We start from the raw sequence: 21,049 nt of genomic DNA on the forward strand, positions 1-21,049 counted from the left end.
TGTATTGCGATTGGGTTCACTTTACAGGACCGCGTCGATAGCGTCTGCATATACTTTCTTAGGACTCACGCCCACCTGACGATTTACGATCTCCCCATCCTTAAATACAAGGACAGTTGGGATGTTGCGTATTCCGAATTTAGCAGCGAATTGCTGGTTGGCATCCACGTCAACCTTTCCTACAACTGCTTTTCCGTCGTATTCTGTGCTCAACTCCTCGATGATCGGACCTACCATACGGCAGGGACCACACCAGGCTGCCCAAAAGTCAACTACAACAGGTTTATCACTTTTCAGGACTACTTCCTCGAATGAGGCATCTGTTATTTCTAAAGCCATTTTGTTAAAATTTAGATTACTGCAAATTTAGTCAATTCTATACCTGCTTCCTTACAGGGTGGACATTCATTTTCGCTATGCCCCTATTGAGTGTGCTTATACTGAATGCCTTTACCGTTAGGCGGTTGGCTTTCCGGACCTAGTTCAGTTTAAAATGGATTTCCTGTTCTGCGAGCTGGTGTAATAACTCCGAGCTGATTTGCACTTTCTGCTTGCGACTACTCAGGTTTACTTTGATCGCTTCTTCCATCTCATAGACCACAAAATTCAAAGGATGTTTCCCTTTAAAAGCGCCCAGGGTATCCTGCAATTGTTGAATCCGTTGTTCGTGCAACTTTGCAATATCAAGCTGAATCGTCAGTTTTTTCGCAAAAGACTCCATGACATCCTGTAGCAACAGGCATTGGTTGAATTGCAACCTGGGATCTCCCTTCTTACCGGTATCCCGATTTACCCAGCCTTCGCGCACAAAGATCTTCAGGTATAAAAAGGAATTGATGGTAAGGAAGTGGCGAAACTTAAGGTACTCCTCCCCAAAAATCCGGAATTCGAAGCTGTCCGAATAATCCTCGAGGGTAAAGGCAGCCCAGCCCTTACCATTACGGGATATGCGGTGCTGCACATCGGTGATAATTCCGGCCACCGATAATTCCCGGTTTACAAAGGATTCCATATTCTGGAAGGAACTGATGTCTGCATTGCAAAACGAATTTATCTCCGTTTTAAAGTCATCCAGAGGGTGTCCGGATATATAAATACCGACGACTTCTTTCTCGCGTTTAAGGGTCTCAAGAGTGCCCCAGGACTCACAAGGTGGAATTTCAGGCTCTTCAATCTGTACCTCGCTGGCACCTCCGAACAGGCTTACCTGGGCGGAGTTTTCGCTTTCCTGGAATTTCGCACCGAAACGGATGACCTTTTCCAGGAAAGTAATCCCGTCATTCCCTGCTGAAAAGTACTGAGCCCGGTGGGCATTGCCCAAAGAGTCCAGACCACCTGCCAGCACGAGATTTTCAAAGGCCTTTTTGTTTGCTGCCCTGAGGTCTAGCCGCTTCGTAAGGTCAAAAACCGATTGATACGGACCGTCTTTTTTGCGATTCTCTACGATGGTTTCCACAGCGGAGCGGCCTACGCCTTTTATGGCTCCCATTCCAAATCGGATCTGATTTTCCCGGTTTACGGCAAATTTGTAAAAGGATTCGTTGACATCCGGCCCGAGTACATCGAGTCCCATCCGCCGGCATTCCTCCATAAAGAAGGTCACCTGTTTGATGTCGTTCATGTTATTCGAAAGCACTGCCGCCATGTATTCGGCAGGGTAGTGCGCTTTGAGGTAAGCTGTCTGATATGCGATGTACGCATAGCAGGTGGAATGGCTCTTGTTAAAGGCATAGGAGGCAAAAGCTTCCCAGTCTTTCCAGATTTTCTCTAGGATTTCCCTTGGGTGGCCCCGTTCTTCGCCTCCGTCAAGGAACTGCGGTTTTAATTTCTGAAGCAGGGCAAAAATCTTTTTCCCCATCGCCTTTCGAAGCACGTCAGCCTCGCCTTTGGTAAAACCAGCCAGTTTTTGGGAAAGCAACATCACCTGTTCCTGATAAACCGTAATTCCATAGGTCTCTTTCAGGTACTCCTCCATCTCCGGAAGGTCATAGGTAATCTCTTCTTCCCCGTGTTTTCTCAGGACAAAGCTGGGAATGTACTCCATAGGTCCTGGCCGATAGAGCGCATTCATGGCAATCAGGTCATCGAACACCGAGGGTTTTAACTCCTTGAGATACTTCTGCATCCCGGGGGATTCGTACTGGAAAATACCGATGGTCTCACCCCTCTGGAAAAGTTCGTAAGTCTCGGCATCATCAAGCGGGAAATCATCGGGAACCAGATCAATTCCCTGTCGTGCCTTAACGATTTTAACCGTATCCTTAATCAGGGTCAGCGTCTTAAGCCCGAGAAAATCCATTTTCAGGAGCCCGGCACTTTCAACAACAGAGTTGTCGAATTGGGTGACGTAAAGGTCCGAATCCTTGGCCGTGGCAACGGGTACAAAATTCGTGATGTCATCCGGGGTTATAATCACTCCACAGGCGTGAATTCCCGTATTTCTAAGGGAGCCTTCCAGGACCCGTGCCATGTTCACCGTCTGTGCTTCCAGGTCATCCCCTTCAGAAATACCCAACAGTTCATTGACTTTTTCGAATTCATCTGCCCGGAACTTCTTTTTTAACTCCGCCTTTTCCTTGCCAAAGATCTTACCGAGCTTAGACATGTTCGGGATCAGTTTGGCGATGCGATCTGCGTCCCCGAGGGGCAGGTCGAGAACCCTAGCCGTATCCCTGATAGACGATTTGGCTGCCATGGTGCCATAGGTAATGATTTGGGCAACCTGATTGGAGCCGTACTTATCGATGACGTAATCCATGACCCGCGAGCGCCCTTCATCGTCGAAGTCGATGTCGATATCCGGCATGGAGACACGGTCCGGGTTGAGGAACCGCTCAAAGAGTAAATCGTACTTTAAGGGGTCGATGTTCGTAATCCCGAGGCAATAAGCCACAACAGATCCTGCGGCAGAACCCCTTCCCGGTCCTACGGATACCCCCATATTCCGCGCTTCGCGAATAAAGTCCTCCACAATCAGGAAATATCCCGGATAGCCTGAGTTTTCGATGGTTTTTAGCTCAAAATCCAGACGTTCCTGCAGCTCTGAGTTGATTTCTCCATACCGTTTTTCAGCCCCTTTGAGGGTTAAATGTCTCAAGTAGGCATTTTCACCCCGTTTTCCGCCATCTGCCAAATCTTCAGCCACAGCAAAAGACTCCGGGATTTCAAAATTTGGAAGCAATACATCGCGGGCCAGCCCAAATGGGGTAATCTTGTCGATAATCTCCTGAATGGAAACGATGCTTTCAGGGAGGTCCCGGAAGAGCTCCTTCATCTCCTGCTGAGACTTAAAGTAGTATTCCTGATTCGGTAATCCGAAACGATAACCGCGTCCCCTGCCCACTGGGGTGGCCTGTTTTTCTCCTTCCTTTACACATAGCAATATGTCGTGTGCCTCGGCGTCTTCTTTCGCGCAGTAGTAGGTGTTGTTGGTGGCCACAAGGGAGATTCCGTGCTTTTTGGCCAGGGAGATAAGCGTCGTATTGGCCCGGTCTTCATCTTCCTGTCCGTGGCGCATCAGCTCTACATATAAATCGTCTCCGAATGTCTCTTTCCACCAAAGCAGGGCTTCTTCAGCCTGCTTTTCGCCCTGGTTGAGGATTTTAGACGGCACCTCTCCGTAGAGGTTTCCCGTAAGCACAATCAGGTCATCCTTGTACTGTTTGACAACCTCCCGGTCGATCCTGGGGACGTAGTAGAATCCTTCGGTATAGGCGATGGATGACATTTTCGCCAGGTTGTGATATCCGTTTTTGTTCTTGGCGAGCATTACGATCTGGTAGCCGTAATCCTTCACGGATTTATTGTGGCGGTCTTCGCAGACAAAGAATTCACACCCGAGGATGGGGGTGATCGGATCCCTGCGCGTTTCTTCCGGCTCTGCTTCAAGACTCTTGTTAAAAGCATTGACCTCTTTGACAAAATGAAAGGCGCCCATCATATTGGCGTGGTCGGTCAGGGCGACGGCGGGCATTTCCAGCCGGGTAGCGGCGGCAACGAGATCTTTGATCTGAATGGTGGACTGCAATACAGAAAACTGAGAGTGGTTGTGCAGGTGTGCAAAGGGCACTTCCTCCAGGGTTTCTTCATTTTCCCGTATCTCAGCCTGGCTGAGTCCTGATTCTGGAGCGGCCGTTTTTCGCGCCAGGGCCTCGGAGGCCTTTTTCAGGTTTCGGTGTTTTAAGCCGAAAGGACCAATTACATCTGGGTTGGCCTGCCCGAAACGCTGGAGGTAGTCGGGTCCCTGATCCAGGACTTCGACTTTAAAGGATTTTCTTCTAAGGAGTTCCAGAAAACAACGGGAAGTGGCTTCCACGTCAGCACTTGCATTGTGGGCCTCATCGAAAGGTTTCCCAAAAAGATGGGCGTGGAGTTCAGTGAGCGTCGGGAGTTTGAACTTCCCACCCCTTCCTCCGGGGAGTTGGCAGAGCGTGGCGGTATCCTCCGTACAGGTATCCAGGACGGGGAGCGACTCCAGGGGATTTGCTCCTGAATTGCGAAAGAATTCAGCTCCCATCACATTGATGTCAAATCCTACATTTTGTCCGACCAGAAACTTCGTTTTTGCAAGGACCGACTCAAAATCCTGCAGTATTTCCTGAAGGGGTTTTCCGTCTTCTGTTGCCAGATCAGTCGAAATTCCATGGATTTGCTCTGCATCGTAAGGGATGTTAAAGCCCTCAGGCTTAACCAGAGCGTCGTAATGTTCCAAAAGCACGCCCATCTCATCGTGCAGCTGCCATGCGATCTGCACACATCGCGGCCAGTTTTCGGTATCGCTAATGGGGGCATCCCAACGTTTTGGGAGGCCAGTGGTTTCTGTATCAAAAATTAGGTACATGGACAGCTTTCAGAAATTTGGAGCGGTTAAAAATATAGAAATGTAGCCGGCTATGGAAAGGGAGTTTTTAGGAGTTATTAACCAAAAAAAGACCCATTCTGGGTGAATGGGTCTTTCTTCAAACATTGCCACTGTTTAGGAGTGCAGTTCCTCGTACATTTTGGATGTATTCAATGCGGCCTGGATGGCATCCCGCTGTTGAATCAGCAGGCGTTCTGTGGTGGGTGGAAGACGGGTTTCTGAACTTTTGAGAATGTCGTTGTATTCTTCTAAGCTGGCGTTCTCTCCGCGTGCTACTTCTTCGAGGATTTGCTCTGTTTTGTCAGATCCCATCAGGGGTTTAAGTCTCATCCATACCCTGTGCAAGTCTCCTTTAAAACTACCTCCTTTTTCAGGTAACTGGCCGTACTCCATAATTTCAGCTTTCAGTTCAAACCCGAAAGCGCGGCGCTGTTTTACTTTATCGTTTAGAAATTCTTTGACGTAGGGATCTTTAACTTCATCAGCCGCAAGTTTGTAGCCTTTCTCAGCATCATACGTTTTTTCTAATAAATCATTTAGGCGATTGGTAATCTTTTCTGTGTACTTCATTAATCTCTCGTCATTTTTAATTAATAGTAGATAACTGACTCTCAGTATCTTCCCTTATATGATAATAGATAAAATATTGAAAATCAAGTATTTAACACTTTTTTGTATTATTTTAACAATTTTGGGCTGTCAAGTCGGGCAAAAACCCTTCAAAAATTTTAAAAATCAGCATAAACAATAGGGAAAGAAACGTATATTTGCACCCGCTTAAAGAAGCAGGGAAGGGCGTGAAGCCATTACCCTAACGTTAAACAGAATTAATAACCAGGGTCGGGAACCCTACAAATTAATGTGATATGCCCGTAAAAATCAGATTACAGAGACACGGTAAGAAAGGGAAACCTATTTACTGGATCGTTGCCGCAGATGTCCGTTCCAAAAGGGATGGTCGCTACCTCGAAAAACTCGGAAGTTACAACCCCAACACAAATCCTGCCACTATTGACGTGAATGTCGATGCTTCAGTGACCTGGTTGGACCATGGGGCACAGCCTACAGAAACGGCGCGTCGTATACTCTCCTATAAAGGAGTGCTAATGAAGCACCACCTTAAAGGAGGTGTTCGTAAAGGAGCCCTTACCGAGGAACAGGCAGAGGAGAAATTCCAGGCCTGGTTAGAAGAAAAGACTAAGAAAGTAGCTGACAAGTCTCAGGGACTTGAGAAAGAAAAAGCAGCGGCCAGAGCGAAAGCGCTGGAAGCTGAGAAAGAAGTAAGCGAGAAGCGCGCTCAGGCCACAGCAGAGGCCCAAGCCGAAGCAGAAGCTGAAGCGGCTCCCGAGGCCGAAGCAGAAGCAACTCCTGCTGTAGAGGCGGCTCCTGAGGCTGCAGAAGTAGAAACTGCTGCTGAACCAGCAGCTGAAGCTACTGAAGAAAAAGCTCCAGAGGCTGCAACTGAAGCTCCTGAAGAAAAAGCACCCGAAGCTGCTGCTGAAACTTCTGAGGAGAAAGCTCCTGACGCGGAAGAGGCCGAAAAGAAATAGTACCGATAACCCATGCAAAAGGAGGACTGCTTTTACTTAGGTAAGATCGTCTCCAAGTATGGATTCAAAGGGGAATTGCTGGCCAAATTGGATTCAGACGACCCCGGACAGTACGAAGAACTGGAATCAGTTTTTGTTTCCCTCGGAAACAATCTGATTCCTTTTTTTATTCGCAGATGCCAGTTGCATAAGACCAACCTGCTGCGCCTTGCTCTGGAGGATGTAAGCTCTGAAGAGGCTGCGGAGCGCCTGATGGGTGCGCAGCTCTACCTTCCTCTGGCACTGCTGCCAGAACTTACCGGGAACCAGTTTTACTATCACGAGGTGGTTGGTTTCCGGCTTGTGGATCAACACCACGGGGATGTGGGAGAGATCAAAGGCGTCAATGACCAGGCAGCCCAACCCCTTTTTATGGCAGACAAGGACGGAAAGGAAGTGCTGATCCCGGTGAACGACAATTTCATCAAAAAGGTTGACCGTCAGGATCGCATTATTCATATCCAAACTCCGGAAGGTTTGATCGATCTGTACCTTGGGGAATCCTGACTCCTGATTCCGGTGTTGATTCCACCGGTAAAAAAGCACTTGATGAATCCTGATTTTCGTTTTAAAGCATTCAGCATCCGCCAGGATCGCGGCGCCATGAAGGTGGGAACGGACGGCGTGCTTGTTGGGGCCTGGGCTTCCCTTGAACATAACCCGGATGCCATTCTGGATATTGGGGCAGGCACAGGTCTTATTGCCCTGATGCTGGCCCAGCGCTCCGGGGCCGAAATCATAGATGCCGTGGAGGCCGATGCTGAAGCCTTTGAAGAATGCGTGGAAAATTTTGAAGCTTCCCCCTGGGCCGACCGCCTTTTTTGTTACCATACAGGGTTTGCCGAATTCGCTTCTGAAATTGAAGAGCCCTATGCATTGATTGTGAGTAATCCACCTTTCTTCCAGGAGCAGGTTGGTAGTGGGAATCCCGCCCGTGATCAGGCGAGACAAGCCTCAGCCCTGCCATTTGAAACACTCATAGATGGGGTCGTCCGCCTCCTGGCACCCGAAGGTCGTTTTGCGCTCATCCTCCCGGTAAATGCGGAGGCTTCTTTTTTAAAGAAGGCGCAACGTCGCGGTCTATTTCCCAGAAGGCGCACAAGGGTGAAAGGGAATCCGCAAGCCTCTGTAAAGCGCATCCTCCTGGAACTCTCCCGTCAGGAGGAACCCTGCATTGAAAACACACTTACCATTGAATTGGAGCGGCATCAGTATACGCCCGAATACACCGAACTTACCCGGGAATTTTATTTAAAGATGTAATTCAGGCTCTTCGGTAATACGGTCGTGTCAGACAGGTCGGCCCCCCACCTCCTTTGACGCTTATCTCACTACCGGCATAGGTGATGACTTCTGCCCCTGCCGCCCTCAGGGCTGCTTCGGTCTGGGGATTTCCTTCAACCATAAGACATTTCCGCGGGCCAAGGGCAAGGACGTTGCAGCCCATGGTGTCGTATTCATTTTCGGGAACCTCGACCAGTTTAAACCCGCGCTCGAGTAAAATGTTTCGAAAGGCAATGGGCATAAGCGGGGAGTAGACCACCGCCAGGTCGCGATCTACCGGGCTGAGGATTGACATCAGGTGAAACACGTCCGAGGGACCTCTGAAATGCGGGAGTTCAGCCGTGATTACAGTTATCCCAAGGGGGTTTAAGAGGGCCTTTAATTGCTCGATACCCGAAATATTGGTCCGATAGGTGTGGCCAACGGCCAGGGTGCCTTCGTCCAGCCAGGCAACATCTCCACCTTCCAGTGTTCCCGGGGCTTCAATCGCTCCAAGAATAGGGATTCCACGGGCTTGAAAAAAGGCTTTATGGTCCGCAGGTTCCATACTTCGGGCTGGCTTCCCCATCCGACATAGAATCATCCCGTGATCCGTCGCAATAGAGGCATCCCGGCAGTAGAGACAGTCCAAAGAAAGGCCATCCCCTTTTGGCATATCCAGGACTTCCGAAGCCGATGCCCCGAGGATTTTTTTAAATAGGCTGTACTGGGCCAATGCTACTTCATAATCTGGCCTGGAGAGGTAGTTCAGGGTTTCCCAGGAGGAATCCAGGGTAGCGGTATCTTGGAAGGCGTGTTCCACGGGTCTGATAAAAACAGAAGCCAGAGGCAGGTATTCGGACTGCGCGGTTAATAGTTTTGGTTTCATTCGTCAGGGTTGTTTTTCCATTTCATATAGACATAGACGGGAGTTCCGAGCATCAAAAGTATAAATCCCCATAAAACCGAGGCTTCCCCGGCTCCGTAAATCGCCCAAAGTGAAAAGGCAAAGGTGAGGCTCCCCAGTGTAAAGATTCCGGCAAGGGATTGGTTCCGCTTCGAATTTTGCAGGGACAGGACGACAAATGAGGCCGATGCGAACAGGTAAGGAATCAGGGTACAGAAGGTGGAGAGCAGGATCATAAAGCTAAACTGTTCCACCAGGCCATCCGTATAGTTCATCAGAACGACGCCACAACTGAGGGAACTTCCGATGGCCATACCCCAAAAAGGGACTCCATGACGATTTTCTTTTCGGAATATCTCCGGAAAAAGTCCGTCTGCGGCTGTGGCTTCCGCGATCTGACTCTGAATAAAGATCCATCCGTTCAGGGCGCCAAAGGAGGCAATGGCAACACCGGCAGCCAGAATACCTTCTCCCAAACCTCCACTCATAATACGCATGGCGTCGGCAAAAGGTGCAGCAGAAACTGCGAGATCTGCGGAGGGGATCATCCCCATGATCACAACCGTACTCAATACGTAGACCGCCGTGGTGATCAGGGTGCCGAGCATGGTGGCCCTTGGAATGGTTTTCCTGGGATTGCGGACTTTATCTGAGGGTACGGTAGCGCTTTCAACCCCTAGAAAAGAAAAGAAAGTAAGTGCCCCCGTCGCGGCAATGGCTTCAAGAGAAGATCCCTCACTGGTATTAAAGGGGACAAAATTGGAAGGGTCAAAGTAAAAGAAACCCCCTATAATAATAATAACAATGGGTGCCAGTTTGAGGATCGTTGTCACGACCTGAAGTTTTCCGCTCGACCTGACCCCCCGGGAATTCACCCAGGTCAGGCCCCAGATTGTCGCCAGGGAAACGGCTACCCCTACAAGTGGGTCGGTTTTGAAAATCGGAAAAAAAACGCTCATCGCACTGACAAACGCAATGGTAATTGCAGCATTGGCGATCCAGATCGAAATCCAGTATCCCCAGGCAACCAGAAAACCGATGTAGTCCCCGAACCCGGCCCTTGCAAAAGCGTAGGGCCCTCCATGGCTTTTTGGGATCATTTTAGTCAGGGCACTGAAAACCCGGGCCAGTAAGATCGCGCCGACGGATGAAACCAACCATCCGAGAATACTGATTCCCCCAAAACCAGCAAGGGCTGCAGGCATCATAAAAATACCTGCGCCAATCATGTTTCCAATAACCAGGGCAGTGGTCATCCAAATGCCCAGGGTCTGCTTCCCGGAATCAGAGGCCATCAAAAAGCAGGTTTACCAAAAAGAATTGCATATTTTTAAATGTACAAATAAATCTACGCCATGGCCATGAATTTTACAATCAATCCGGATATCCGAAAGGCAGCCACCCTGCCGGCAACTTTTTACAGGGACCCGGAGGTTTTCGAAGCCCTTCGGGAGTGGGTTTTTTACAGGACCTGGCAATGGATAGGGGATGACAGAGGACTGGAATCAGCGGGTGCTGTTGTTCCTTTTGTGTTATTGGAGGGTTTTCTCGATGAGCCCATGGTCCTTACCCGGGATGCCTCAGGGGATTTACATTGTTTGAGCAATGTGTGTACCCACAGGGGTAACCTTGTGGTGGGAGCGGCCGGAAACTCACGGAAATTGATTTGCGGATATCACGGTCGCCGCTTCGATTTAAGTGGTGCTTTTGAACACATGCCCGAATTTTCCCAAACGGAGAATTTCCCGACAGCCTGCGACAATTTGCCGGCCTTTCCCCTTCGTAAATGGGGGCCCCTGCTCTTTGCAGGGATGAATCCGGAGTTTGATTTTCAGGAAGTCATCGATGCCATGAAGGAGCGGGTTGGATTTTTGCCCATGGAGCAATTTATAGAAGACCCTTCGCGCCACAAGGAGTATTATATCAATGCCCATTGGGCACTTTACTGTGACAACTACCTCGAAGGATTTCACATTCCCTTTGTACACGACGATCTCAATGCCGTCCTGGACTATGGAGACTACGAAACGGTCCTTTATAAGCATATGAACCTGCAAATCGGATATGCCGGAGATTCAGATATGGTTTTCGACCTCCCTCCGGGGCATCCGGATTCAGGTAAAAAGGTTGCGGCCTACTACTACTGGGTCTTCCCGAATACCATGTTCAATTTCTACCCCTGGGGGCTTTCTATGAACCTGGTGCAACCCCTGGGTCCCAACCGCACCAAGGTATCCTTTAAGAGCTATGTGTACGATGTTTCCAAATTGGATCTCGGGGCGGGTTCTGGTCTGGATAAGGTAGAGATGGAAGATGAAGAGGTAGTGGAGGGAGTCCACAAGGGCATTCGTTCACATTATTACCAGGCCGGGCGTTTTTCACCCAGCCGGGAACAGGGCGTTCATCACTTTCATTCACTTCTGGCCGAATTTCTCAGTAAGGCATAGCAGACATCAGTCATATCCGTCTGAAAATGAGGGAGGCATTTTCCCTTTTGAGAATTCCGGGGGAACGGAGAGCGCGCCGAAGTGCGCTGAGATTGCCGCAGGTAAATCCGTCTAGAAGGCGTCTTTCTCCCTGGAATTACAACCGGATTTTCATATTGCGGAACCTCCCTTTCCAAGATCGGATTCCACCTTTCTGTATTGGTTTCTTTGGCGGCTTTAGCTACCTTTGACACAAACAATGCAGGATGAAACCAGATCTTTTTGAAGCCCCGGATTATTATCTACTCGACGACCTATTATCAGAGGAGCACAAACTTGTAAGGGACGCTGCCCGAAGCTGGGTCAAGCGGGATGTCTCTCCGATTATTGAGGAATATGCCCAGAAGGCGGAATTCCCTTCTCAAATAATCGGTGGGCTTGCCGAAATCGGCGCTTTTGGACCTTATATTCCACCGGAGTACGGCGGAGCGGGGTTGGATCAGATCAGCTATGGACTCATCATGCAGGAAATCGAACGGGGAGACAGTGGGGTTCGCTCTACAGCTTCCGTACAGTCCTCATTGGTCATGTACCCTATCTATGCATACGGAACCGAGGAACAGCGAAAAAAATACCTTCCATCCCTGGCAAGTGGTGAAATGATGGGATGTTTTGGCCTTACCGAGCCGGATCATGGGTCCAACCCCGGGGGAATGACCACCAATTTCAGTGATAAAGGAGATCATTATCTGCTCAATGGGGCAAAACTGTGGATATCAAATGCCCCCTTTGCAGACATTGCTGTGGTTTGGGCCAAGAATGAAGAAGGACGAATCCACGGCCTGATCGTGGAGCGTGGGATGGAAGGGTTTTCAACCCCGGAAACCCATAACAAATGGTCCCTGAGAGCTTCGGCTACGGGGGAATTGATTTTCGATAACGTCAAAGTTCCCAAAGAGAACCTGCTTCCGGGCAAGAGCGGTCTGGGTGCTCCGCTGGGATGCCTGGATTCAGCCCGGTATGGTATTGCCTGGGGTGCAATTGGTGCTGCCATGGACTGTTACGATACTGCCCTGCGGTACGCCGGACAACGCGTTCAGTTCGATAAACCGATTGCAGGAACACAGCTGCAGCAGAAAAAGCTTGCGGAGATGGTTACGGAAATCACCAAAGCGCAATTGCTCGCCTTCCGTCTGGGACAATTGAAGAATGAAGGCAGGGCAACTACCGCACAGATTTCCATGGCGAAGCGCAATAATGTGGATATGGCCATCTCAATTGCCCGGGAAGCCCGGCAGATCCTCGGCGGAATGGGTATTACCGGAGAATATCCGATAATGAGGCACATGATGAACCTGGAATCCGTCATTACCTATGAGGGAACCCATGACATTCACCTTCTGATTACAGGCTGGGACATCACCGGTATCAGCGCATTTAAATAGTCAGGTCAGCAGGTTTTGTACCCGTTGCTGCATCTGGTCCAGGGTCCTGCGTGCGGAATCGGCAGTACCGAGCAGCCGTTCGGCCCTGTCCCTGTTTTGTTTCGGGTAGGCAACCTTGTAATACCGATCTCCGGACAAATAATCGGAAAGTGCGCGAATTCCATGAAGGGCGGGCATAAGCACCACGCCATGGCAAAGCCATTGAAGCTCGAAGGGCTGCATTTCCAGCCCACCTTCTTTCCATCCTTTCAAATAGTTTTCAAATAGCTGAAGATCAGCCTTGCCTTTTGCAGGGATTATCCCGCTATTGGTTTCCGGAAACAACATTCCCCTGGCAGTATCCCCGAAGTCGAAGAGCAGGTTGCCGGGCATCAGGGTATCGAGATCAATCAGGCAGAGTGCCTTTCCGGTGCGCGTATCAAATAGGATATTGCTCAATTTCGTATCGTTGTGACACACCCGCAAAGGCAGGTTTGCAAATGGAATCTGTCTGCAAAACGCATATAAGGATTCCGCCTGTTTTAACAGGGAATCGGCCTCTGTGAGCCGATCAGCGTCGGCTTCCTGAAGGGAAGTTTGCAACTGTGCATACCGCTTCTCGATATCGTGAAATCCGGGGAGGGTGGTGTGCAGGTCATCCGGGGATATTTCCGATACCAACCTGTGAAATGTCGCTACGATCCTGCCCGCTTCCCGCGCCATTTCTGGATTGGCGGGATTTTCATAACTTTTTGAATGAGGTATGTATAAAAAAATACGCCAAAGGGATCCTTCGGAATCAATTAAAAAGCGCCTTTCTTCTGAGTATTTTAGGAGCTCAAGAGATCGATAACCAGCACCTTTAAGAGCCGGTAGCACCCGTTCCAGGTTGTCCATCAGGCTTTCAGGATCCGGAAAGACCGATCGGTTTATCCGTTGCAGTACAAGGGCGTCCCCTTCTGGATTATGCACCCGGAAAGTATCGTTGATCAGGCCCTGTGTGAGGCGTTCCAGACGAATCCCAGGCCCGGAAACTCCAAATTGATGTAGTATTTGAAGGGGCTGAAATTCATCCATTATCTTGGAGGGCTTAGGTGTTTTTCCAGAGGGGTGCAGGATATTTTCCAGCACTCGAAAGACGGGCCAGTTCGGCCATCGCTTTCTCCTTGTCAGCCGCATAGGTTATCCCGAACCATTTACTTTCTGAAGGGATGACCTCAACCTGGGCAGAGCCGGTCCTCAGCATGTCCTGTATGACAAACGGGAGGTAGATTTCCCCTTTGGCGGGATCTTCAAGTGTATTGAGGAATGCTTTGAAATCCGCTTCTATTTTTGGGAAAATGGAAGGCTGGCAAACCCAGAAATTCATACTCACCAACTCCTCTCCGCTAAAATTCAGGCCACTGTCTGAATCCTTGATTTGTCCATCACTTTCGGCTATCTCAAGGCGTTCGTCCACGGATAGAAGTGATTTTCCTTCCTGACTGCACACTCCTCTGGAGACCGATCCGTAAGGAGAGAGGGTGTCTTTCAGGGTATAGGCTACAATACCAAAAGCTTCATCGCTATCTGTTTTCTTTATGAAGTCGGCTGCATGTGAATAGGCGGCCTGCCCATAGTAGTCATCCGCATTGATCACTGCAAAGGGGTTGGAAATCACATTTCTGGCGGTCCATACCGCATGGGCTGTCCCCCAGGGTTTAGGTCGCTCCCCGGCAAACTGGCTGCCGGCAGGCAGGTCTGTAAGTTCCTGGGCCAGTACGTCAAGGCTTACCCCGGATGGCAGTCGCTCACTGAGGTACTCGCGGAGGTAGTCCACATTGTCTTTCTGGGTGATGACAACAATGTGCTCAAAGCCGTTTGTAATGGCATCGTGAATACTGAATTCCATTAGAAATTCACCATTGGGCCCCATGTCATCAAATTGTTTGAGTTTGCCATATCGGCTTCCCCGGCCAGCGGCCATCAGAAGTAAAGTCATATATCTGTTTTTTTAGCGCCCATAAAAGTACTATTTTGAGATTGAAAACCGGAGATCCGCATGGGATTTCCTACCTTCCGTATCCGGAATGAACCCTAAAATTAACGCTGATGCAATCCAGACGCTCCTTCCTTGGGAAAATGGCCCTTACGACTTCTGCCCTGGGCCTGCTACCCCTCACGAATCACGCCTTTTCCGGCGAATTGGCCGAAACCCCATTGCGGGTAGGTCTTATTGGTGTAGGCCTTAGAGGAACCAACCATCTCAATAATTTACTGCTGCGGGAGGACGTTGAAATTACGGCCCTTTGCGATACCGACCCGGAACGAATCCGTCTTTGCACCGGGCTTTTAGAAAAGTCGGGAAAGGAGAAGGCATTGACCTTTGGTGACCATCCGTATTCCTACAGGGACCTGCTGGCGTTAAGCAATGTGGATGCGGTGATCATCTCCACCCCCTGGGACTGGCATACCCCCATGGCAGTCGATGCCATGAAGGCCGGAAAGTATGCGGGTCTGGAGGTCTCAGCGGCTACCACCATGGAGGAGTGCTGGGATTTGGTCAATACGCACGAAGCCACCGGAACACACCTGATGCTGCTCGAAAATGTAAACTATAGACGGGATATTCTTGCCGTACTACGTATGGTACGGGAAGGGGTTTTCGGGGAACTCATCCATTTTAGATGCGGGTATCAGCACGATTTGCGGGAAGTGAAATTCAACAATGGTAAGCAACCCTATGGCGGAGGCGTGGAGTTCGGTGATAAGGCCACTTCAGAAGCCAAATGGAGGACGGCCTATTCACTGCATCGCAATGCCGATGTCTATCCGACCCATGGCCTTGGCCCCGTGGCCGTGATGGCAGATATCAACCGGGGGAATCGCCTGGTCAGCCTTACCTCAAATGCCACCAAGGCCGTTGGACTGCACAATCACATTGTAAAAGAAGGAGGGGCGGACCACCCCAACGCAGCCCTTAAATTCAAACAGGGAGATGTCATCACTTCTACCCTGGAGACCGCCCGGGGAGAGACCATCATCATCACCCATGACTGCAACCTTCCCAGACCCTATTCCCTGGGGTTTCGGGTACAGGGGGCCAAGGGTCTCTGGGAAGTGGATGGAAGCCGCATGTACATCGAGGGGATCTCTGAGCCCCATCGCTGGGACGAGGCCGGCCCCTGGCTGGATAAATACGATCATCCGCTTTGGCAGAAGTACGGGGAGTTCGCTTCGGGTTCCGGCCATGGAGGAATGGATTTCTTTGTACTGCACGCCTTTGTGGAATCGGCAAAAAGAAAGGTTGCCCCTCCAATAGATGTCTATGACGCAGCAGCCTGGAGTGCCGTAACACCCCTCTCAGAATTGTCTATTGCGGAAAACGGATCCTCTCAGGCCTTTCCCGATTTTACCCGGGGACGTTGGATGAATCGCACCCCACATGAGTGGATTACGGACAAGTGGTAGCGAGGCAAAACTGATTTTTATCATGTGCTGCCCGGTGCCCTAGCTTTAGATTTGTATGAAACAGCTTTAGAATGTGTGATTTAGTTGCCAAATACAACGTGCCTGGTCCGAGGTATACGAGTTATCCTACCGTCCCGTACTGGGATGTGGACTCTTTCACCGGAAAGGCCTGGAAGGAAAGTGTCGTCCGGGCTTTTTCGGAAAGCAATGAGAAAACGGGGATCAGCCTGTATATTCACCTGCCTTTTTGTGAGAGTATGTGTACGTTTTGCGGATGTCATAAGCGGATTACCCGCAGGCATTCCGTGGAGGTACCCTATATCAGTTCCCTTTTAAAAGAATGGGAACTCTATCGGAAGCTCTTTGGCAAAAGGCCGGTAATCCGGGAATTACACCTTGGCGGGGGCACACCTACCTTTTTCTCCCCGGAAAACCTCAAAATGCTTCTTGAAGGTATCTTCAGGTACGCAGAGCGACCCGAAGAATGGGAATACAGTTTTGAAGGCCATCCTGCAAACACAACCCGGGAGCACCTAAAGGTACTGTATCAGGCGGGCTTCAGAAGGGTGTCCTATGGGGTGCAGGACTATAATGAGACCGTTCAGCGCGCGATTCACAGGATTCAGACCTATGAGCAGGTGGCTGAAATCACAAAAATTTCCAGGGAGGAAGGTTTTACTTCAGTCGGCCATGATATTATCTATGGCCTCCCTTTTCAGAAGGCTTCACACGTAGAAGAAACCCTTCAAAAAACCGCAGAGATACGGCCCGATCGCCTGGCTTTTTACAGTTATGCACATGTTCCCTGGCTCAAGGGAAATGGACAGCGCGGGTTTCAGGATTCCGACCTGCCCTCCCCCGATGAAAAGCGCCGGCAATACGAACTCGGTAAGGAAATCTTGGGAGCTGCTGGCTATCAGGAAATTGGGATGGATCACTATGCCCTGGAGACGGATAGCCTTTACCAGTCTATGATCAATGGGGGGTTGCATCGTAATTTTATGGGATATACGGTTTCACGAACGCAGATGATGGTTGGACTTGGGGTTTCGAGTATCAGTGACAGCTGGTACGGATTTGCACAGAATGTAAAGAGTATCGAAGAATACGAACATCTGGTATCCTCAGGGATAATTCCGGTGTTTCGCGGACACCTGCTTTCTGAAGAAGACCAGCTGGTCCGCAGGCATATCCTGGATCTGATGTGCCGTTTTAAGACCCGATGGGATAAAGGCCTTTCAGCGGAGCGCATTGCCGAAATCCGGGAGCGACTTTCGGAGCCCGAAGCAGATGGGCTCCTCATCTTAAAGCCGGATACCGTTGAGGTAACGGAGCCCGGCAGGGTCTTTATCCGCAACATCTGTATGGCCTTTGACCTGCATTTGCACAATAAAGTACCCGAAACAAGGTTATTTTCAATGACCGTTTAACCCTAATCACTACACCATGAAAACAATTATCGTACCCGTCGATTTCTCCCAACAATCCGAGTATGCCCTCGAAGTAGCATCTTCGCTGGCTAAAAAACACGATTCGGAGATAATCGTCCTGCATATGCTCGAACTGAATTACGCGATGATTTCCTCCTCCGAGGCCTATCATCCGGAACAAACGGTTTTTTTACTTAAAGTAGCTGAAAAGCGACTGGGGGAGTTTTTGCAAAAAGACTATTTGAAGGACATCAAGGTGACCCCGGTAATCAAGCACTACAAAGTCTTTTCAGAAGTTAACGATGTAGCTGAAAGCAATAAGGCAGACCTGATCGTTATGGGGTCACATGGAACAGACGGACTTCAGGAAATCTTTATCGGTTCCAACGCCGAACGCGTGGTTCGGAATTCAGATGTTCCTGTGATCGTTGTCAAAAAACCAAGACCTGGATTTAAGATCGACACTTTCGTCTTTGCCTGCGATTTTAAAGAAGAAACACTGCCCGCCTTTAAAAAAGCAAAGGAGTTTGCCGATAAATTAGGCGCCGAATTCAAAGTGGTCTACATCAATACTCCCGGGGACAATTTCCTCAGTGATGGGGATATGAATCAGCAGATTTCAAAGTTCCAGGATCTTGCCAATACGGGACTTCAGGTAGACAAGTACTGCGATTATAGCGTAGAACGCGGCGTGTTGAATTACTGTGAAAGTAACCATGCCGATCTGGTGGGTATCCCAACCCATGGGCGCAAAGGGATCTCCCATTTCTTTATGGGAAGTATCGGAGAAGATATTGCCAACCACTCACCGATTCCAGTGATCACCTTTAAATTGTAGAAAATTCATCGAATGAGTAACAAAGGGGCTGCAGGTGCAGCCCCTTTTTTTTCGATTTTGGGTTATCCAAATCGCTTGTGAGCCTCAGCTTCAAGGGCTTCCCTGTGGTCCGGGTGTGCGATTGAAATCAGTTTCCGGGCGCGTTCCTGAAGGTTCTTCCCGAAGAGGTTTACCACCCCGAATTCTGTAGCTACATAGTGTACGTGTGCCCGTGTTGTGGTAACCCCTGCGCCCGGCTTAAGCAATGGGGTGATCTTGGAAATGCCCTTGTTGGTAACGGAGGTGAGGGCTATGATCGGTTTTCCGCCCGGGGAAAGGGAGGCCCCCCTTATAAAATCCATCTGTCCGCCGACTCCTGAATATTGATAGGTCCCTATAGTGTCTGCACATACCTGCCCGGTAAGGTCGATTTCAATGGCACTGTTAATAGCCGTTACCTTTGGATTACGCCGGATGATGGTAGTATCATTCGTATACCCCGCTTCTTTAAAATGCACCAGGGGATTGTCATCGATAAAGTCGTAGAGCTCTTGAGAACCAGCGGCAAAACAGGTTACAATTTTATTGGTTTTAATCTCCTTTTCGGAACCTGTAATAACCCCTTGTTTAATCAGCGGAAGCAAACCATCGGAAAACATTTCGGTATGTACGCCCAGGTTTTTGTGCCCGCTGAGGTTTTTCAGCACGGCATTCGGGATGCTCCCAATCCCCATCTGAAGGGTCGCCCCGTTTTCGATCAGGGAGGCGACATGTGCCCCGATTTTTGCTTCGGTTTCTGAAATCTCACCCTGTGGATAGGTATGAATGGGATTATCCATTTCCACCAATGCATCGATCTGACTGATGTGTATTATCCCGTCCCCATGCGTTCTCGGTACCCTGGGGTTCAATTGGGCAATTACTTTTTTTGCAGTCTGTACGGCCGGCAGGGTAATGTCCACGGAAACACCCAGGGAACAATACCCGTGTTTATCGGGTGGAGATACCTGTACTACGGCAACATCGAGCGGGAGTAGGTTTCTTCTGAACAGCCAGTGAATCTCGCTGAGAAAAATAGGGATGTAGTCCCCCTGGTTTGTATTGACAGCCTTTCGAACGTTGCCTCCGACAAAGCATGAATTGATTTTAAATGCCTTATTATACGGGGGCAGTGCGTAATTGACCACACCATCCGTGTGGATGGAAATCACCTCGACCTCCTCCAATTCCTCATACCGGCTGCAAATAGCGTTGACAAGGGTGTTTGGGGTCATGGCGGCTCCCTGAATGAAGATTCGGTTTCCGGATTTCACATAGGAAGCAGCGGTTTCCAGGGATACGATATTCATAGGGCTATTTTTTAGGTTCTTAAGGGTATCCTTGCAGGTTACGAGCCCGAGGGGAGTCCCAGGTGTTTTTGATAAAACTTCCAGGCGTTTTGGGCAACGTCTCGCCCGAGTTCAAGGCCGGCAACATTGTCAGCTTCGATATGGTAACCGCCCATCACACGTGATTTTCCCGCCATTTCAGCAGTTTCGGTGAAGGTTGGGAATTTCAGGGTGACTGTATCCCCATAGTGTATGGGATCCAGCTCGGTCAATGCGCCAGGGACCAGTTTTACGGATTCACCGAAGTAATCGTCTTCCGTAAACAGGCGCAGGGCCTCGGCACAGGCTCCGCTAACTGTACTGTGGCCCGAGGTATAACTTGGAAATGGCGGACAAAGAAACACATCCGGCGAATAAGGCCGCCACTGCTCTCCAGGCATACTGATCATACCTTTACCAGGACCTCCCCAGGCCTGAATAACCTTGTCCTGGTAGTATTGGTGGACCAGGGCATACGGGCGCGCATAATCGTAATACATTTTTGAATCCCAGGATGCGATAAAGGCATCCATGGCGGTAATCTGGTTCAGAAAGTACATTTTTACATCTTCATCAAGGGAGTGGGCATCCCTGCGGGAAACGTCCTGGGCAAATTTCAGCCAGTGGCCGGCCTGCTGAACGGACTTTGGCCCATCCCGCATAAATTCTACAAGTGCCTTGTCCGTATCTGTAAGACTGGCCTGGATCTCTATTACTTCCGCCACTTCCCGTTCAAGTTGTTCAGAACCGACCATTGGGGGAGGTCCTGGCCGAAACTGGCTGGCAGAGTCAAGAGTGATTGGCCTTACATTTTGCCAATAGGGCGTCAGGCAACCCGGAGCAAATTTTTCGCCCTCGGCATTGGTGAAATACTTGGGTTGCCATCGGTTGATATCCACATTGCTGTCCGGGGAGTTTACGGGTGTATATCCCGTATAGTCAGAATAGGGGACACCATCAGAACCGGGGGCTTCCCCATATTGATTTGCGCCGTCATTTTTCCGGGCTTCTATCACCGATAATGCCGCAAGATTGCCAATTCCTGCGGGAGTTTTTGGGTCAGTGCCCATGTCATCCGGATCCAGTCCCAGTTCGAGCATGTATTCCCGGAAAAGGGTTGTATCCGCATAGTAGTATTCATTGAGTGTCCGGAAAGCCGCGTAGCTGATAGCAATTTCCTTGTTGGAGCGGGTGTGTTCACCTTCGGGACGGCGTTCTACCGTTTGAAGGTATACCGGAATGGCTGTGGAATCGTATCGGGACCAGGCATCGAATACGGCCGTAAAGATTAACCCGAGATATCGGGAAGTAACTGTGGGTCGGGGTGTAAAGCGCTCCGTGTCCAGGGCAGTGGCTTCCAGGGCCATTTGCCCCCATTGGTAAGCCCGATTATGTACACCCGTGGGTTCTGTTTCCACAATTGCTTTTTCGGTTTCCTGCCTGCAGGAAATCAGTATTACTAAAACCAGAAAAGAAATCCAGGATTTTTTCATGACTAACAGTTTGATATACAGT

The 21,049-nt window shown here is 49.7% G+C and carries 17 protein-coding genes; 8 read left to right on the plus strand and 9 right to left on the minus strand.

The annotated features are described in order from the left end of the window. Nucleotides 1-21: 21 nt before the first annotated feature. The 3 genes from trxA to QU605_RS02465 all read right to left on the minus strand — a co-directional run bounded on the left by trxA (nucleotide 22) and on the right by QU605_RS02465 (nucleotide 5,431). On the minus strand, nucleotides 22-339 hold the full coding sequence (gene trxA / locus QU605_RS02455) for a thioredoxin (RefSeq protein ID WP_289723671.1): 318 nt from the start codon (nucleotides 337-339) through the stop codon (nucleotides 22-24). A 139-nt stretch (nucleotides 340-478) separates the two neighbouring features. Beyond that, nucleotides 479-4,840 carry a DNA polymerase III subunit alpha gene (gene dnaE, locus QU605_RS02460; RefSeq protein WP_289723672.1) on the minus strand — a complete coding sequence of 1,454 codons (4,362 nt, stop codon included), beginning with the start codon at nucleotides 4,838-4,840 and terminating at the stop codon, nucleotides 479-481. A gap of 135 nt (nucleotides 4,841-4,975) precedes the next feature. Next, complete coding sequence (locus QU605_RS02465; protein ID WP_289723673.1) at nucleotides 4,976-5,431, minus strand: ferritin-like domain-containing protein; 456 nt, start codon at nucleotides 5,429-5,431, stop codon at nucleotides 4,976-4,978. 296 nt (nucleotides 5,432-5,727) lie between these two features. Between QU605_RS02465 and QU605_RS02470 the strand changes: the two genes are divergently transcribed. The 3 genes from QU605_RS02470 to QU605_RS02480 are packed head-to-tail and all read left to right on the plus strand — an operon-like array spanning nucleotide 5,728 to nucleotide 7,713. Beyond that, the gene (locus tag QU605_RS02470) at nucleotides 5,728-6,411 is read left to right on the plus strand and encodes a 30S ribosomal protein S16 (RefSeq protein WP_289723674.1); all 684 of its coding nucleotides are present in this window, start codon (nucleotides 5,728-5,730) and stop codon (nucleotides 6,409-6,411) included. Between the two features lie 12 nt (nucleotides 6,412-6,423). Continuing rightward, a complete protein-coding gene (rimM, locus tag QU605_RS02475) occupies nucleotides 6,424-6,957 on the plus strand; it encodes a ribosome maturation factor RimM (RefSeq protein WP_289723675.1) in 534 nt (177 codons plus the stop codon). Between the two features lie 42 nt (nucleotides 6,958-6,999). Beyond that, nucleotides 7,000-7,713 carry a tRNA1(Val) (adenine(37)-N6)-methyltransferase gene (locus QU605_RS02480; protein ID WP_289723676.1) on the plus strand — a complete coding sequence of 238 codons (714 nt, stop codon included), beginning with the start codon at nucleotides 7,000-7,002 and terminating at the stop codon, nucleotides 7,711-7,713. Nucleotide 7,714: 1 nt separating this feature from the next. Here the strand turns inward: QU605_RS02480 and QU605_RS02485 are convergent, their stop codons facing one another. Together QU605_RS02485 and QU605_RS02490 are read right to left on the minus strand one after the other, a co-directional pair. After that, entirely contained in the window at nucleotides 7,715-8,602 is an 888-nt protein-coding gene (locus QU605_RS02485; protein WP_289723677.1) for a dimethylarginine dimethylaminohydrolase family protein, read from the minus strand. Continuing rightward, nucleotides 8,599-9,915 carry an amino acid permease gene (locus QU605_RS02490; RefSeq protein WP_289723678.1) on the minus strand — a complete coding sequence of 439 codons (1,317 nt, stop codon included), beginning with the start codon at nucleotides 9,913-9,915 and terminating at the stop codon, nucleotides 8,599-8,601. Before QU605_RS02490 ends, QU605_RS02485 begins: the two co-directional genes overlap by 4 nt. Before the next feature lie 66 nt (nucleotides 9,916-9,981). On the opposite strand from QU605_RS02490, the gene QU605_RS02495 reads away from it, so the two are divergent. Continuing rightward, nucleotides 9,982-11,067, plus strand: a complete 1,086-nt coding sequence (locus QU605_RS02495) for an aromatic ring-hydroxylating oxygenase subunit alpha (RefSeq protein WP_289723679.1) — start codon at nucleotides 9,982-9,984, stop codon at nucleotides 11,065-11,067. A 245-nt stretch (nucleotides 11,068-11,312) separates the two neighbouring features. Then, nucleotides 11,313-12,491: an acyl-CoA dehydrogenase family protein gene (locus QU605_RS02500; RefSeq protein ID WP_289723680.1), complete on the plus strand. Its 1,179-nt coding sequence runs from the start codon at nucleotides 11,313-11,315 to the stop codon at nucleotides 12,489-12,491. On the opposite strand, the gene QU605_RS02505 is transcribed toward QU605_RS02500, so the two are convergent. Both QU605_RS02505 and QU605_RS02510 read right to left on the minus strand, forming a co-directional pair. Continuing rightward, nucleotides 12,492-13,547 carry a phosphotransferase enzyme family protein gene (locus tag QU605_RS02505; RefSeq protein ID WP_289723681.1) on the minus strand — a complete coding sequence of 352 codons (1,056 nt, stop codon included), beginning with the start codon at nucleotides 13,545-13,547 and terminating at the stop codon, nucleotides 12,492-12,494. 13 nt (nucleotides 13,548-13,560) lie between these two features. Further along, complete coding sequence (locus QU605_RS02510) at nucleotides 13,561-14,451, minus strand: nucleotidyltransferase family protein (RefSeq protein WP_289723682.1); 891 nt, start codon at nucleotides 14,449-14,451, stop codon at nucleotides 13,561-13,563. A 110-nt stretch (nucleotides 14,452-14,561) separates the two neighbouring features. Here QU605_RS02510 and QU605_RS02515 point away from each other — a divergent pair, with 110 nt between their 5' ends. From QU605_RS02515 to QU605_RS02525, 3 genes are all read left to right on the plus strand, one after another. After that, the gene (locus tag QU605_RS02515) at nucleotides 14,562-15,920 is read left to right on the plus strand and encodes a Gfo/Idh/MocA family protein (protein ID WP_289723683.1); all 1,359 of its coding nucleotides are present in this window, start codon (nucleotides 14,562-14,564) and stop codon (nucleotides 15,918-15,920) included. Between the two features lie 71 nt (nucleotides 15,921-15,991). Then, a complete protein-coding gene (gene hemN, locus QU605_RS02520; protein ID WP_289723684.1) occupies nucleotides 15,992-17,350 on the plus strand; it encodes an oxygen-independent coproporphyrinogen III oxidase in 1,359 nt (452 codons plus the stop codon). A 16-nt stretch (nucleotides 17,351-17,366) separates the two neighbouring features. Continuing rightward, the gene (locus tag QU605_RS02525) at nucleotides 17,367-18,188 is read left to right on the plus strand and encodes a universal stress protein (RefSeq protein WP_289723685.1); all 822 of its coding nucleotides are present in this window, start codon (nucleotides 17,367-17,369) and stop codon (nucleotides 18,186-18,188) included. 62 nt (nucleotides 18,189-18,250) lie between these two features. Here the strand turns inward: QU605_RS02525 and QU605_RS02530 are convergent, their stop codons facing one another. Together QU605_RS02530 and QU605_RS02535 are read right to left on the minus strand one after the other, a co-directional pair. Continuing rightward, nucleotides 18,251-19,516, minus strand: coding sequence for an acetyl-CoA hydrolase/transferase family protein (locus tag QU605_RS02530; protein ID WP_289723686.1), 1,266 nt, complete (start codon nucleotides 19,514-19,516; stop codon nucleotides 18,251-18,253). A gap of 38 nt (nucleotides 19,517-19,554) precedes the next feature. Next, nucleotides 19,555-21,027, minus strand: a complete 1,473-nt coding sequence (locus QU605_RS02535) for a vanadium-dependent haloperoxidase (RefSeq protein ID WP_289723687.1) — start codon at nucleotides 21,025-21,027, stop codon at nucleotides 19,555-19,557. Nucleotides 21,028-21,049 lie beyond the last annotated feature (22 nt).

The sequence above is a fragment of the Robiginitalea aurantiaca genome (assembly GCF_030380815.1).
Taxonomy (GTDB): Bacteria; Bacteroidota; Bacteroidia; order Flavobacteriales; family Flavobacteriaceae; genus Robiginitalea; species Robiginitalea aurantiaca.

What these genes read in the sequence shown, in the direction of transcription:
- QU605_RS02510 (WP_289723682.1), bottom strand. Translation starts at nt 14,451, where the DNA reads ATGACTTTACTTCTGATGGCCGCTGGCCGGGGAAGCCGATATGGCAAA.
- QU605_RS02480 (WP_289723676.1), top strand. Translation starts at nt 7,000, where the DNA reads ATGAATCCTGATTTTCGTTTTAAAGCATTCAGCATCCGCCAGGATCGC.
- QU605_RS02465 (WP_289723673.1), bottom strand. Translation starts at nt 5,431, where the DNA reads ATGAAGTACACAGAAAAGATTACCAATCGCCTAAATGATTTATTAGAA.
- QU605_RS02470 (WP_289723674.1), top strand. Translation starts at nt 5,728, where the DNA reads ATGCCCGTAAAAATCAGATTACAGAGACACGGTAAGAAAGGGAAACCT.
- hemN (WP_289723684.1), top strand. Translation starts at nt 15,992, where the DNA reads ATGTGTGATTTAGTTGCCAAATACAACGTGCCTGGTCCGAGGTATACG.
- QU605_RS02500 (WP_289723680.1), top strand. Translation starts at nt 11,313, where the DNA reads ATGAAACCAGATCTTTTTGAAGCCCCGGATTATTATCTACTCGACGAC.
- QU605_RS02525 (WP_289723685.1), top strand. Translation starts at nt 17,367, where the DNA reads ATGAAAACAATTATCGTACCCGTCGATTTCTCCCAACAATCCGAGTAT.
- QU605_RS02495 (WP_289723679.1), top strand. Translation starts at nt 9,982, where the DNA reads ATGAATTTTACAATCAATCCGGATATCCGAAAGGCAGCCACCCTGCCG.
- QU605_RS02530 (WP_289723686.1), bottom strand. Translation starts at nt 19,516, where the DNA reads ATGAATATCGTATCCCTGGAAACCGCTGCTTCCTATGTGAAATCCGGA.
- QU605_RS02505 (WP_289723681.1), bottom strand. Translation starts at nt 13,547, where the DNA reads ATGGATGAATTTCAGCCCCTTCAAATACTACATCAATTTGGAGTTTCC.
- QU605_RS02515 (WP_289723683.1), top strand. Translation starts at nt 14,562, where the DNA reads ATGCAATCCAGACGCTCCTTCCTTGGGAAAATGGCCCTTACGACTTCT.
- QU605_RS02485 (WP_289723677.1), bottom strand. Translation starts at nt 8,602, where the DNA reads ATGAAACCAAAACTATTAACCGCGCAGTCCGAATACCTGCCTCTGGCT.
- QU605_RS02490 (WP_289723678.1), bottom strand. Translation starts at nt 9,915, where the DNA reads ATGGCCTCTGATTCCGGGAAGCAGACCCTGGGCATTTGGATGACCACT.
- trxA (WP_289723671.1), bottom strand. Translation starts at nt 339, where the DNA reads ATGGCTTTAGAAATAACAGATGCCTCATTCGAGGAAGTAGTCCTGAAA.
- QU605_RS02535 (WP_289723687.1), bottom strand. Translation starts at nt 21,027, where the DNA reads ATGAAAAAATCCTGGATTTCTTTTCTGGTTTTAGTAATACTGATTTCC.
- dnaE (WP_289723672.1), bottom strand. Translation starts at nt 4,840, where the DNA reads ATGTACCTAATTTTTGATACAGAAACCACTGGCCTCCCAAAACGTTGG.
- rimM (WP_289723675.1), top strand. Translation starts at nt 6,424, where the DNA reads ATGCAAAAGGAGGACTGCTTTTACTTAGGTAAGATCGTCTCCAAGTAT.